This window comes from Alishewanella sp. HL-SH05, assembly GCF_052655985.1.
In genome coordinates, this window is the sequence record NZ_CP199753.1 from 143404 (window position 1) to 157306 (window position 13903).

Sequence of the window (13903 nt, forward strand, 5' to 3'; positions counted from 1 at the left end):
ACTAACTCTTCTTGGAGCCTCATCATGATCTTACGCCCTCTTGTGGCAGCCCTGCTAGCCAGCCAATTCGCCTTTATGGCCATGCCACTTTTCGCTGACACCCAACGCATTAGCCCTGAGCTAGAAAAGAAAGTGATTGAATGGCGCCGGGATCTGCACCAGCACCCTGAATTAAGCAACCGCGAATTTCGCACCTCGAAATTGGTTGCCGCACACTAAAAAAACTCGGTATGACCGTGCAAACCGATATTGCGCATACCGGAGTGGTGGCGATTTTAGACAGTGGTAAGCCCGGCCCCTTACTGGCATTACGCGCTGATATGGATGGTTTGCCGGTTGTCGAACAAACCGACTTACCGTTTCGCTCAGAAGCCAAAGGCGAATATCGCGGTAAAGAAGTGGGCGTAATGCATGCCTGTGGCCACGATTTACATGTGGCAATGCTAATGGGCGCGGCCGAATATCTCTCAAAAAACAAAGCGCAGCTCACCGGTAAAGTGATGTTTATCTTCCAACCGGCAGAGGAAGGCGCACCGGCAGGTGAAGAAGGCGGTGCCGAACTGATGCTAAAAGAAGGCTTGTTTGCTAAAAGCAAACCCGAAGCCATCTTCGGCATTCATGTTTGGTCTGCCGCCAATGTCGGTGTTGTGAAATATCGGCAAGGGCCTTTGATGGCCTCCTCAGATCAATTTCAAATCACCGTTAAAGGTAAGCAAACCCATGGCTCTGCGCCTTGGGCTGGGGTTGACCCGATCGTGGCTGCAGCGCAAATCGTCAATAATGTGCAAACCATTGTCAGTCGCCAAATTAATATTACCCGCGCGCCAGCCGTTGTCAGTTTTGGTATCGTTGAAGGCGGCGTACGCAATAATATTATTCCTGATGAAGTGTATTTAGAAGGCACGATTCGTAACTTTGATATGGGTATTCGCCAACAAATTTTTGGTTTATTAACACAAGCCGCGCAAGCCAGTGCTGCCGTAACCGGTGCCACTGCCGATGTTAAAATCCTCGAAGGTTATCCTGTCACGTTAAATGATCCGGCGCTGACTCGTCGCTCATTGCCAATTTTGCAACAAGTCGCAGGCATAGAAAAAGTTGAAGAAAGCGCCCTAGTGACCGGTGCCGAAGATTTCTCATTTTACGCCTTAGAAACACCAGGCTTATTTGTTTTTCTTGGCGTCACACCCGAAGGCCAAGACGCGGCTAAAGCACCGGCGAATCATTCACCGTTTTTCTATGCTGATGAAAAAGCGTTAAAAACTGGCACCGAGCTTTATGTAAACTGGGCGTTATCTTACCCTAGCATGCAAGAGTGAACACTTTAAGGAATAGCATGTTTCGCCTTTTTTCCGCCGCACTGCTGTGCGGCAGCTTTACCCTTGCGGCGCAACAAGATGTGCAGCAACAAGTACAAACGCTGTGGCAAAAACAGGCCTATCAAGAAGCAAAAAGCCTGTTAACGCCCTTGGTGAATGCCAAAACAAAAGACGCAGCCTTATTGGCTGCGCTCGGCCGCACCGAGCTGTCACTGGGCAACGTTGAACTCGCCGAAAAGCTGTTAGCCCGAGCGTTGAAAAACGCCCCTGAGCAGGCACAATATCAATTTTGGTATGGCCAAGCTAACTGCGAAAGCGCACAAAAAGCCAGTATGTTCAGTGCACTCAGTGCAGCAAAACGCTGTGCTAAAGCCTTTGCCACGGCAGTAGAACTGGCACCAGATAATGCACAGTATTTACAAGCCTTAGCGAAATATTATGCACAGGCCCCTAGCATTGCTGGCGGCGATAAAGAACAAGCGTTACAACTCAGCAAACAACTGCAACTTACCTCACCGCTGCAAGGCCAATTACTGGAACTGGAATTGCTACTGCAACTTGACGATCCTACCGCTGCACAGGCGTTATTAGCTAAGGCAACGGAGTTACAAACTCGACCTGAGCCCTATTTTTTGCAGGGGGTAAAGTTTGCGCAAAGCCGTGATTATGAGGCAGCGATTGAACAGTTTGCCAAAGCCAGTGCACAGCCCGCTGTCGATAAAGAAGCTAGCCGCAGTCGTTTATTGTCGCTGTACCAACTCGGTCGTGCTGCCGCTGTCGGTAAAACCGCAGAGCAACAAGGCATTCGCGCGTTAGAACGCTTTCTTGAAGCAGAAGGCTTGCCCGAATTTCGAGAATGGGCACAGTTTCGCTTGGGCCAACTGTATCTGGCAACAGAGCAACGCAGTGCTGCCGAAGCCATACTGAAGCCATTGCAAAACAGCAGCAAAGATAGCACCCTAGTAACCGAAATTAAGAAGATCCTCTAGTGCAGCCACCCAAATTAAATGCGATCCACCATGTGGCGCTGATTGTCAGTGATTATCCGCGCAGCAAAGCCTTTTATACGGAAGTATTGGGTTTAACAATATTGGCCGAAAATTATCGGGCTGCGCGCAGCTCATGGAAACTGGATTTACAGCTGCCAGATGGCAGCCAATTAGAGTTATTTAGCTTTCCAGCGGCCCCCGCCAGACCCAGCCAACCTGAAGCACAAGGCTTACGCCATCTGGCGTTTGCCGTCACCGACCTCGACCATTGGGTCAGTTATTTACAAAGCAACGCTGTTAAGGTCGAAGCCATTCGTGTCGATGAGTTTACCGGAAAACGCTTTACCTTTTTTCCAGATCCCGATGGCTTACCTTTAGAGTTGTATGAATATTAGTGTTAGGCAAAACGGGCTGGCAACAATCTAAGCTAAAAGCATTACAAGCAACAATTTGCTTTGAAAAAAAACATTTAATGCTAACCTCTTGCTAACTTATTTTGAAATAAGCGAACATGAAGTATGTTAAAAACAAGCTGGACAGTGAGTCTAGAGATATTGCGACACCCAGTTAAAGCACAGTCAATATTCAACTGATACCTCAGTTAAAACTTCACGGATAAACATTAAGAGGGAAATTAAATGCTGAATCTAAAAACATTCGTCGTCATTCTTTTTTTATGTGTTTGTTCATCTTTGGCCACCTTGATTATCTCTTGGGAACACGGTGCCAAATCGATGAGCGTTGAAAAACTCGCTAATGCTTTAATTCTTCATGCAAAAATAAAAGAACTCAACCCAAGCGCTGAAATACAACAAGCTTTGCAGCAAGAAATTAGTTGTGGCATTGAGCACTATTGGAATATTCATAAAATGTTGAAGCTTTATACTCGGGTCTCTGATCATGAAAAAGCTATGCTAGAAAAAGCTCAGCTTTTGACCGATCAGACTTGCTCTTGGCAGGCCAGCTATAAGGTTCAGCCAACACAGGTTACAGAAAGGCTGGCATAACGCTGATGAAAAACCGGCACAAAAACGAACACTAGCCCGAAAAAATAGCCGATTTGCTCTCAATAAACCGTTGAAGGCCATAGATAGCAGAACTCATCCATAGAGAAAGCATGTGAACCACTTTGCTGGCTTGAAAAGATGAACCTCATTGCTGAAGTTCATCATCAAGCCACATGGATAATTCATGGCCTATTGATATGAGCAAACCGCGTTGTGCGAAACCCTAAACGCAGTGGTATCACACAAATTGGCCGGTCTTTATCCGCCTATTTTGCTTAACCCGAGTTACGCATCCCTGCCGCGATACCGGCGATAGTGACCATCAGCGCCCGATTACTTTGCGCACTAATTTTCTCCGGATCGTGCCGAGAGCGTTTTAGCAGCTCCACTTGTAAAATATGCAGCGGATCGACATAGGTATTACGCAGCATTATCGACTCACGGATCCAACCTTCTTTGGCCATCAACGTATCACTGTGGATCAACTTTAACAGCAACTCGCGATCCGCCGCCAATTGCTGCCGCAACTCAACACCAAGGTGTTGAAGCGCTTTGGGCACTAGCACCTGATCGTAATAGGCCGAAATTTCTGGATCGGCTTTTAAAAACACCATTTCCAGCATCGACAACCGCGTTGCAAAAAATGGCCATTCTTGTTGCATTTCATCCAGTAAATCGGTTTGTCCGGCCTCAACTGCCAAGGCTAAGGCATTGCCGGCACCCAACCAAGCGGGCAGCATTAAACGATTTTGTGACCACGCAAAAATCCACGGGATCGCTCGTAAGCTTTCAACGCCACCGGTCGGGTTACGTTTAGCGGGTCGGCTACCTAATGGCAACTTACCTAGCTCTTGCTCTGGCGTAGCAGCACGGAAATACGGCACAAAATCTTTATTATGTCGCACGACGGCCCGATAGGCGTTGCAAGAATCATCGGCTAGCTTACTCATCAGGCTGCGCCAGCTTTCTTTTGGTACCGGCGGTGGTAACAACATGCCTTCTAATACCGCGCTGGCATACAGGGCCAAACTACGGATGGCTAGCTCAGGCAAACCAAACTTAAAGCGGATCATCTCGCCTTGCTCGGTCACGCGCAAACCCCCAGCTAACGAACCCGGCGGCTGCGATAAAATCGCCGCATGTGCAGGGCCGCCGCCACGGCCGATAGTACCGCCACGGCCATGAAACAGTGTCAGCTTCACGCCATAATCTTTACTCAGCTTCACTAGCGCTTCTTGCGCACTGTATTGAGCCCACGCGGCCGCGAACACACCGGCATCTTTAGCCGAGTCAGAGTAACCGATCATCACCTCTTGGCGACCATTAATATAACCGCGATACCAATCAATACTGAGCAATTGCCGCATACAATCGGGCGCGTTTTGTAAATCACTTAAGGTTTCAAACAGCGGTGCGACTGGCATAGCAAAGCTACTACCGGCTTCTTGCAACAGTAATTGTACTGCCAGCACATCGGAGGGTTTACCCGCCATTGAGATCACATAGGTACTGAGTGCTTCGTTACCATGGCGCGCCACGATATCGCAGGTATCCAGCACTTCTTGAACGTCGGCGGAGGGTTGCCAGTTTTTCGGAAATAACGGTCGTTTATTTGCCAGTTCTCGCAATAAAAATGCTTGCCGATCCGTTTCAGTCCAAGCGCTATAATCACCTAAGCCTAAGTAACGGGTGAGTTCAGCAAAAACATCAGCATGACGCGCGGCATCTTGGCGAATATCTAATTTCAGTAACGTTAAGCCAAAAGCATAGGCGCGGCGCAGCGTATCGGTTAAGCGACCTTGTGCAATTAATTGCATGCCACTTTGCTGTAATGATTCAAAGCACAGTAATAACGGCTCAAGCAACTGCTGGTTATGCCAAATTAAATCAGCCGGCCGCTGTAAGCGATCATGTTTTAACGCTTCAGTTAACCAATCTCGGGTGGTGATCAGTTGTTGGCGTAACTTGTTAAGTACCGCACGATAGGGTTCGGATGCCTGTTCACTGGCGTCGAGTAGCGCCGCAGAGCCCGTATTCATCGATAACTCGGTAGACAGTAAATCTAAGTCTCGAATAAACAAATCTGCCGCTTTCCAGCGACTCAGTAACAACACCTGACGGGTTACTTTGGAGGTAACAAAAGGATTACCATCGCGATCGCCGCCCATCCAAGAAGAAAAACGCACGGGTGCGGCATCAAGCGGTAAGCCGGTGCCAAGATCACGACGTAAATCGGCATCAAGTTCACGTAAAAAGTCAGGAATAGCTTGCCACAACGAACTTTCAATGACTGCAAAGCCCGATTTCGCTTCATCAACCGGGGTTGGCCGCTGCTCACGAATTTCATTGGTATGCCAAGCTTGGCTAATTAACTCGGTTAAACGCAGTTGTAATTGCTGTTGTTGCCAATCGGTTTGCGGATGCTCTAACTGCGCTAAGCAGGCAGCAATTTCGGTCAGTTTATGAATCAGGGTACGCCGCGCCACTTCAGTAGGATGCGCCGTTAGCACCAACTCAATAGATAACTCACGAACGGCTTGTTGAATGTCGCCCTTGGCGATAGCGGTGTCTTTTAAGCGTTGAAACAACTCCGTTAACGGTTCCGGCTTTTCAATGCTGCTGCGCCCTGCCGCGCTGATACTAAAATGTTGCTCGGCGAGGTTAGCTAAATTTAAAAACTGCGCGAAAGCCCGAGCGACTGGCAGTAATTCATCATCACTGAGTGCCGTGAGTACTTGGCGTAGCTGCTCGGCTTGCTGGCTATTGCCTTGGCGCGCTTCTTTCGACAGCTGGCGGATCTCTTCCACTCGTGCCAATACCGCATCACCAAGATGCTGGCGTAAGGTCTCACCCAACTCCGTACCTAATAACCCGACATTCGCCCTAAGGGCGGCGTATTGATCCATTTCAGTGCTCCACTGCGTTTAGAATTAATACACCCTAGCCTGTTCTGCGTTGGTACTCAACTATGATTGATTACCAACTGGGCAACAACTGTGCATAGGCGATAACTTGGGTTCTTGCTATACTGCGCTTAACGGTATTTTACGACTTTTAATACGGTATCTTATGACTTCGGAAACACGTCCTACCCCAGCAAAAAAATCGACAGGTCTCATCAGTAACCTACTGCTAAACGTGGTGATCCCTGCGATTATCCTGAGTAAATTCAGCGGTGAAGAATACCTTGGCCCCGTCTGGGGTATTGTGGTTGCACTGGCTTTTCCTATTGGTTTTGGTATTTGGGATTTACGCCAAGCCGGTAAGGTTAATTTCTTTTCGGTGCTCGGTGTTATCAGTGTGTTATTAACGGGCGGCATTGCTCTTCTGCAACTTGATGCCGCTTATATCGCCATTAAAGAAGCCGCGATCCCCGGCGCTTTAGGCTTAGCGGTTTTGATTAGCCAATACACACCCTATCCGTTGGTGAAAAAGTTTTTATTGAATGGCGAGTTGTTGGATAACGATAAGCTTTATGCAGCCTTGGATGCACAACAACAACGCGCACAATTTGAAAAGAAAATGGCAATAGCCGGTTATTTGGTGGCGAGCTCGTTCTTTTTATCGTCGGTACTTAATTATATTTTGGCCAAGGTGATCTTGGTTAGCCCTCCTGGCAGCACCGCCTTTAATGAAGAGCTGGGCACGATGACGTGGCTGAGTTACCCCGTTATCGTTTTGCCCAGTATGTTGGTATTATTTTTTGCAATGTGGTTTATGTTTAGCAGTATTAGCAAGCTGACTGGCCAAGAACTCGAAACCTTTATGCATCAACCTTGATCCGATTTAGCTGCAGGCGGCAGTTGCGCGCGTAACGCCGCTAACTCTGCCTGCAACTGCTGCATTTGCGCCACGAGATCCTGTTGTAATTGCTGTTTGGCATCGATTTCGTCTTTGTGCTCTTCATCATGCATGCTTTGTACGGCATTGACGATCACGGCAATAAACAAGTTCAACATAGTAAAAGTGGCGATCAGAATAAAAGGCACAAAGAACGCCCAAGCATAGGGGAACTGCTCCATCACCGGCCGCGAGATCCCCATCGACCAGCTTTCTAGCGTCATCACCTGAAATAACGTATATAAGGTGGCACCAAGGCTGCCGAACCACTCTGGGAAAGCTTCACCAAAAAGCTTCGTTGCCATGACAGCAGACACGTAGTACACCAAGCCCAGCACCATCGCAATCGACAGCATACCGTTTAACGATTGCACTAAAGCGCCAACAATTTTCTTCATCGACGGTACAAAGGTTAGTACACGCAGTACCCGTAATACGCGAAGGGCGCGTAATACCGCAAAAGGCCCGCTGGCTGGCACTAAGGCAATGGCCACTACGGAAAAATCAAATAAACTCCAGGCATCTTTAAAAAACGCCAAACGATGAGCGTAAATGCGCAGCGCAATTTCGATGACAAAGACGGCAAGAATACACTTGTCGAGCAGCATTAATGGTGGGCCAAATGCGGCCATCACTGCACTGGATGTTTCTAAACCTAAAATTGCCGCATTAATTAAGATCAATGCCAATAAGGTGCGTTGCACCAGATTTTTATTTAACCAGGTCGCAACCTGTTGCTGCATGCTGATGCCTGCTGAGCGGGTAACTTCTGTCATAACAGCCTCCATAAAGATCAAGGCGCTATTGTAGAAGAACCATAGAACAGGTCAATGCATTGCGAACGTTATAGCGTTGCAATAGCTAAGATAACTCCTTGCGGGCAGCACGGCATAATCAAACAGCTTATTCTGCTTTTGTGCAAAACAGTTCGGTGCGATTGCGACCATGGCTTTTGGCTTCATACAGCGCTTGGTCGGCCGTTTTTATCAGCTAAAACAAAACACGCTGCTTACCGTCATTGCTACTTTCCCCCAATACTGGTTGTAATGGTCAGGTGTGGCTGATCGTGATTGGGGCATTGATATCAGGCAGCAATAATATAACGTGCGACTTGCGTTGCCGTTAAACTAACGCTGCCTTTAAACGTTTGCCATGCTCCTTAAACACCAAGCGCACCAACGTAGGGTTTTGCGGGGTAAGTTTAAGCCAACGCCATGCGCGCAAATGCCTGTTCCAGATCAGCCAATAAATCTTCTGGATCTTCCAAACCAATATGTAAGCGCAATAAAGGCCCAGCATAGGGCCAATGAGTCACCGAACGAAGCGCTTGTACATTAGGCACCGCAGTAATCAAGCTCTCATAGCCACCCCATGAGAAACCCATTTTAAAATGCTGCATACCTTCAATAAAGGCTTGCACCTGCGCAGCACTGCCCTGTTTCAATACAAAAGAAAACAAACCATTGCTACCGTTAAAGTCGCGCTGAAAAAACGGATGCCCTGGATGCTCAGGAAAAGCAGGATGCCGCACTGTTTCAACTTCTGGACGCTGTGCTAACCACTCTGCCACTTCTAAAGCATTTTTTTCGTGTTGCTTTAAACGCACGCCCAACGTACGCAAACCACGGCTAGCTTGATATACATCATCTGGCGAAGCGCAATAACCTAACAAATAACTCTGCTCACGTAGTTGCGGCCAATGCTGTTCATTCGCGCTCGCTGTGCCTAACATCACATCTGAATGACCAATGATATATTTGGTGGCAGCTTGAATAGAAATATCCACACCAAGCTCAAACGGTCGACATAAGATCGGCGAAGCCCAAGTGTTATCTAGCATAGTGATAATATTATGCGCCTTTGCAACCTGACAAATTGCCGGTATGTCTTGCACTTCCATGGTCAACGAACCTGGTGATTCTAAAAAGATTACCTTCGTGTTCGGACGAATTAAGGTCTTAATCTCGGCACCCAACAAGGGATCGTAATAGCTGGTTTCAATTCCTAAACCGGCGAGCACTTTTTCACATAACCCTCGTGTTGGCTCATACGCGGTATCAACCATCAACAAGTGATCGCCTGCTTTTAAAAACGCCAATAAAGCGCCACTGATTGCTGCGGCACCGCAAGGATATAAAGCACAACCGGCCCCACCTTCTAACTCACACATGGCTTCTTGAAATGCAAAATGTGTAGCCGTGCCACGCCGACCATAATACGGCACAGCGTTACCTTTATTTTTACTGGCGTTTTTAAGCTCTTCCATGGTCTCAAACACAATCGTTGAAGCACGTACGATAGGCGGATTAACCGCACTGCCAGTCCACTTTTTGCCACGACCTGCATGAATTAACTGGGTATTCTTTTTCATATGTTGCTCCAACGTTGTCCAAAGGCGAAAAGACTTCTAGAAGTCTGCTTTATACTATGTCATTATTTTGCCGCTGCAAGCAATGTTTAATTCTGTTACACGTTTGACACCAGCAAGTTCAGCAACTAGATTCAATACAAATAACAAAGGGATAACTCTCATGCATCAAATAAAACCGCATCCTATTGCGTTAGCTATTACCTTAGCGTTGTTTACACCGCTAACAATAGCGCAACAAAGCAATACCAGCGAAAACGATGAAAAAGCAGAAAAAATTGAGCAGATTATTGTTACGGGTACTCGGGTTGCCGGTCGTTCGGTGTCTGATACTGCCGTGCCAATCGATATTATCAGCGCAGAAAATTTAACTCGAGCAGGTTCAACCGAACTGAATCAAGTACTATCAACCGCGCTACCGTCTTTTAACTTTCCGCGTCCAGGCTTAAGCGATGGTACTGATACCGTGCGCCCAGCTACTTTACGTGGTTTAGGGCCAGATCAGTCTCTGGTGCTAGTTAACTCAAAGCGCCGCCATTCCGCTGCTTTGGTTAACGTAAACGGTACTGTGGGCCGTGGCTCTTCTGCTGTTGATTTAAATACCATTCCTACCGCAGCGATTAACGCAGTTGAAGTATTACGTGATGGTGCTTCAGCCCAATATGGCTCAGATGCCATTGCCGGGGTATTAAACATTCGTTTACGCGAAGCGAGTGAAGGCGGTAACTTTACCTCGTCTTATGGCTGGCGTGAAACCAGCTATACCACGCCAACAACACCGACCCCAACAGGCGCCACTTGGAGTGCACCAGCTAATCTTGAGCGAAGTCGTACTGACGGTGAAACGCTAACCTTGAGCGGCTGGCGTGGTTTTGAACTTGGCAAAGATGCTTTCCTCACCGTATCTGCAGAATACAAAGACGCCGAGCGCACAGAGCGTGGCGGCTGGGATTATCGTCAACAGTATCCTTTGGTCAATGGCCAATATGATACGCGTGAAACCTACTTCAACCGCTTCAGTGCTTGGTATGGTGAGCCTGAATTATCGCAATTTACCTTGTTTGCAAATGCCGGTAAAACCTTAGATAACGGTAAAATTTATGCTTGGTTAAGCTACCAAGATCGTGAAGCGCGTTCAGGCGGTTTCTATCGCCCAGCCAACGATTCCCGCAATATTCTGGCGATCTACCCAGACGGTTTCTTACCAATTATTGCACCCGATGTAACGGATGCCAGTGCTGCGGTAGGTTATGAATTTGATGTCGGCGAGTGGACCGTTGATACGTCTTTAGTTTGGGGTCAGAACCGTATGGCCTTCACTATTGAAAACACCTTAAACCGCTCAATCGGCCCAACCAGCAAAACCGAGTTTGATGCTGGTGGCTTCCGTTATGGCCAAACCGTGTTTAACTTATCCGGTGTACGATCGATTAATGTTGACTCGCTAGCCTCGCCGTTAAACATTGCTACCGGGATTGAATTACGCCGTGAACGTTACGGTATTTTCGCCGGTGAACCTGATTCATGGCGCAATGGCGGCGAACTATTATCCAATGGTAACCCAACGGCTTCTGGCGCGCAGGTGTTCCCCGGCTTCCGCCCGTCTAACGAAGTGCGTGAAACACGTCGTGCTGTTGGTGCTTATGTCGATTTAGAAGCAAATATCACGGATAACATGCTGGGCTCAGTGGCGCTGCGCGCTGAAGATTATTCTGATTTTGGCAGTAATGTTACCGGTAAAGCTGCGTTACGCTACGATTTTACCGATGACTTTGGTATTCGTGGTTCATTACAAAACGGTTTCCGTGCCCCATCGCTACAGCAACAAAACTTTACTGCTACCTCAACTAACTTTATCAACGGTGTACCCTTTGATATCACGACTTTCCCGGTAAGCAACCCGGTTGCGCAAGCGTTAGGTGCCAAACCGTTAGATGCTGAAGAGTCAGTAAACTACTCATTAGGTGCCGTATTTAACGTGGGCGGTGTTTCTATCACGGTAGATGGTTATCGCATTGATATCGATGATCGTATCGTGTTATCAGAAAACTTAACTCAAACAAACGTGCGCGATTATTTAAGCTCGCAAGGCTTTATCGGTATCGGTGGTGGTCGTTTCTTTATCAATGGTGTAGATACCGAAACACAAGGTGTGGATGTTGTTATTAACTGGTCAACACCAACTGAAGATTTTGGTTTGTTCAGCTTTACGGTGGTCGGTAATATTAACGAAACGAAAGTCACCGCAGTACCAGCAACCGCAGAGTTGTCAGCACTTGATCCAGCGCCAACATTATTTGGTCGTGTTAATGTACTGACGTTTGAAAAAGGCGCACCCAAAGATAAATTTGGTGCCACGGTAAACTGGAGTTATGACAACTTCAGCGCGACCTTTAAAGCAACTCGTTACGGTGAGGTATTATCACCGGGCACTACTGCAGCCACTGATCTGACATTAAGTCCGAAAGTCTTGATGGATTTGGAAGGCCGCTATGACTTTAACGATAGTTGGACCGTGGCAGTGGGTGCTGATAACATCTTTGATGAATATCCAGATGCTAACCCCATTAACTTAAATACCACAGGTGCTACCTCGTTCTCGAACTATTCACCGTTCGGACGTTCAGGCCGCTTAGTGTATGGCCGGGTATCTTATAACTTCTAAGTTACCACCAAAATAAACAAGGCGCCTTAAGGCGCCTTGTTTATTTTGTTTTGGGTTATACGTTTAATTTAACGCTTTCATCCCTGTTAAGCCTTCTAGCGGTGTCAACGCTTCTAAAGCCGGCTTGGCAAAATAATATCCTTGAAACAAGCGCACACCAATACCCACTAAGTAATCTAATTCTTCTTTTGTTTCAATGCCTTCAGCTAACACCTTGGTACCTTGCAACTCGCATTGCTCGATTGTTTTGGCCACAATAAATTGTTTTGCGCAGTTAAGGTGAATATTCCGGATCAGTTCCATATCTAGCTTTAATAAGTGAGGTCTTAACTCAATTAGCCAATCTAATGTTGCAAAACCCGAGCCGTAATCATCAATCGCAGTTTGAAAGCCACGTTTAGCATAACTGCGAAAAATGCGATTCAAATGCGCTTTATCTGGGATCTGCTCACCTTCAGTCACTTCAAAAATTAGCTTGGTTAAATCAAAGCCATAGAGATCGGCTGCTTCAATGGTGGCTTTAATACAGGTTTCTGGGTTATACACCGCGTTCGGCAAAAAGTTAATATTCAAATAGGTACTGCATTTTAGACGCGCAGCGGTTTCAATGGCTTTTACCCGACAAGCCTGATCAAAGTAATATTTATTGCTATCGTTTATCCGAGAGAAAACCCAACCTGCACCTTCACCGTTTGGCCCGCGTACCAGCGCTTCGTAAGCAACAATCTGCTGCGTGTGCCAATCGATAATCGGTTGAAATGCCATACGGATCTCAAAACCCAAATCTTGACCACTTAAACAATCTTGGCAGCTCTGTTGTTTAACTGAATCGGGAAACTGCATAAAATGCGCTCTCTATTGGGAGTAAAAATGAGACAAAATAACATTATTGGATTGTGACTGCTTTTTGATAATTTATCAAAGACAATCACCGATTTGGTGTCGCACCAAGCGCCAGCGCAGCCGCATAATAACGCATTAGAATTTGAAAGCTGGTTTCAGCATTCTTGCCAAAGGTCACCACACCATCTTCATGCCCTGCCATAGTGAAGATACCTTGTGCCGCGGCCTCACTTTGTTGAAACAAGCGGGATACTTCCTCCGCCATCGCCACCGTACCGTAAGGCACTTGCGCAGCCGTTTGCGCTAACGCTAGTGCATCTGCATGCTGCCAAATCGCCGGGCAATGCGCATGAATAATAAAATTAACCTGTGGCAGTAACTGATAAAGCTGGCCATGTGTCATCGCTTCAGAAGAGGGTTTAGTTACGCCCTGTGCGCTAATTCGGTTTAATTCCGGTTGACAAGCGGTGACCAGCGCGTAATCTGCTGCGCTTAACTGCAGTTTACCACCCGTTTGCGTGCCACTGATGATAAAGTGTACACCACCTGCGACCCGCTGACTAATATTCCCAAAACCATAATTATCATAGCGCTCAGGATGCTGCCCTAACATGCCCGTTTGTACACAAAGCGTACGCCACGCATTTAACTCGGTAATATCTATGTTGGCAGGTAATGGCGCAGCTTGATAAAACAATTGAAATTTTATAACCCCTTCTTGCTCTTGCATCGTATAACCCGTCGAAATGTGTTAACAACAGTATAAGTCGCGTCAGCAGCGATGCCAGCCGCATAGCAGGCTAAAACTGGCAGTCGTCCAGTAGAAATGTATAATAGTCGCAAGATGAGGCACCGTCTTACGCTGTCACTGA

General features: G+C 47.2%; 10 protein-coding genes and 1 pseudogene. 6 read left to right on the forward strand and 5 right to left on the reverse strand.

The annotated features are described in order from the left end of the window. The first annotated feature begins 75 nt into the window (after window positions 1–75). The 4 genes and pseudogenes from ACUJFL_RS00705 (at window position 76) to ACUJFL_RS00720 (ending at window position 3315) form a co-directional block, all read left to right on the forward strand. A pseudogene (locus tag ACUJFL_RS00705) lies at window positions 76–1319 on the forward strand (amidohydrolase). A 17-nt stretch (window positions 1320–1336) separates the two neighbouring features. Further along, window positions 1337–2308 carry a tetratricopeptide repeat protein gene (locus tag ACUJFL_RS00710; protein WP_445428207.1) on the forward strand — a complete coding sequence of 324 codons (972 nt, stop codon included), beginning with the start codon at window positions 1337–1339 and terminating at the stop codon, window positions 2306–2308. Beyond that, window positions 2308–2703 carry an SMU1112c/YaeR family gloxylase I-like metalloprotein gene (gloA2, locus tag ACUJFL_RS00715; RefSeq protein WP_445428208.1) on the forward strand — a complete coding sequence of 132 codons (396 nt, stop codon included), beginning with the start codon at window positions 2308–2310 and terminating at the stop codon, window positions 2701–2703. Before ACUJFL_RS00710 ends, gloA2 begins: the two co-directional genes overlap by 1 nt. A gap of 243 nt (window positions 2704–2946) precedes the next feature. Beyond that, window positions 2947–3315: a hypothetical protein gene (locus ACUJFL_RS00720; RefSeq protein WP_445428209.1), complete on the forward strand. Its 369-nt coding sequence runs from the start codon at window positions 2947–2949 to the stop codon at window positions 3313–3315. A 275-nt stretch (window positions 3316–3590) separates the two neighbouring features. Here the strand turns inward: ACUJFL_RS00720 and ppc are convergent, their stop codons facing one another. Then, a complete protein-coding gene (ppc, locus tag ACUJFL_RS00725; RefSeq protein ID WP_445428210.1) occupies window positions 3591–6221 on the reverse strand; it encodes a phosphoenolpyruvate carboxylase in 2631 nt (876 codons plus the stop codon). 163 nt (window positions 6222–6384) lie between these two features. Here ppc and ACUJFL_RS00730 point away from each other — a divergent pair, with 163 nt between their 5' ends. Next, window positions 6385–7095: a VC0807 family protein gene (locus ACUJFL_RS00730; protein WP_306178635.1), complete on the forward strand. Its 711-nt coding sequence runs from the start codon at window positions 6385–6387 to the stop codon at window positions 7093–7095. Here ACUJFL_RS00730 and ACUJFL_RS00735 read toward each other — a convergent pair. Together ACUJFL_RS00735 and ACUJFL_RS00740 are read right to left on the reverse strand one after the other, a co-directional pair. Next, window positions 7086–7931, reverse strand: a complete 846-nt coding sequence (locus tag ACUJFL_RS00735) for an ion transporter (RefSeq protein WP_445425770.1) — start codon at window positions 7929–7931, stop codon at window positions 7086–7088. The two genes, ACUJFL_RS00730 and ACUJFL_RS00735, sit on opposite strands and share 10 nt — an antisense overlap. Before the next feature lie 425 nt (window positions 7932–8356). Next, entirely contained in the window at window positions 8357–9526 is a 1170-nt protein-coding gene (locus tag ACUJFL_RS00740) for a cystathionine beta-lyase (protein ID WP_226751414.1), read from the reverse strand. 160 nt (window positions 9527–9686) lie between these two features. Between ACUJFL_RS00740 and ACUJFL_RS00745 the strand changes: the two genes are divergently transcribed. Continuing rightward, window positions 9687–12188 carry a TonB-dependent receptor plug domain-containing protein gene (locus tag ACUJFL_RS00745; RefSeq protein WP_445425771.1) on the forward strand — a complete coding sequence of 834 codons (2502 nt, stop codon included), beginning with the start codon at window positions 9687–9689 and terminating at the stop codon, window positions 12186–12188. 63 nt (window positions 12189–12251) lie between these two features. Here ACUJFL_RS00745 and ACUJFL_RS00750 read toward each other — a convergent pair whose 3' ends face one another. Both ACUJFL_RS00750 and ACUJFL_RS00755 read right to left on the reverse strand, forming a co-directional pair. Then, window positions 12252–13031, reverse strand: a complete 780-nt coding sequence (locus ACUJFL_RS00750) for an EAL domain-containing protein (protein WP_226751416.1) — start codon at window positions 13029–13031, stop codon at window positions 12252–12254. Between the two features lie 85 nt (window positions 13032–13116). Continuing rightward, entirely contained in the window at window positions 13117–13761 is a 645-nt protein-coding gene (locus tag ACUJFL_RS00755; RefSeq protein WP_226751417.1) for a class II aldolase/adducin family protein, read from the reverse strand. Window positions 13762–13903: the final 142 nt, after the last annotated feature.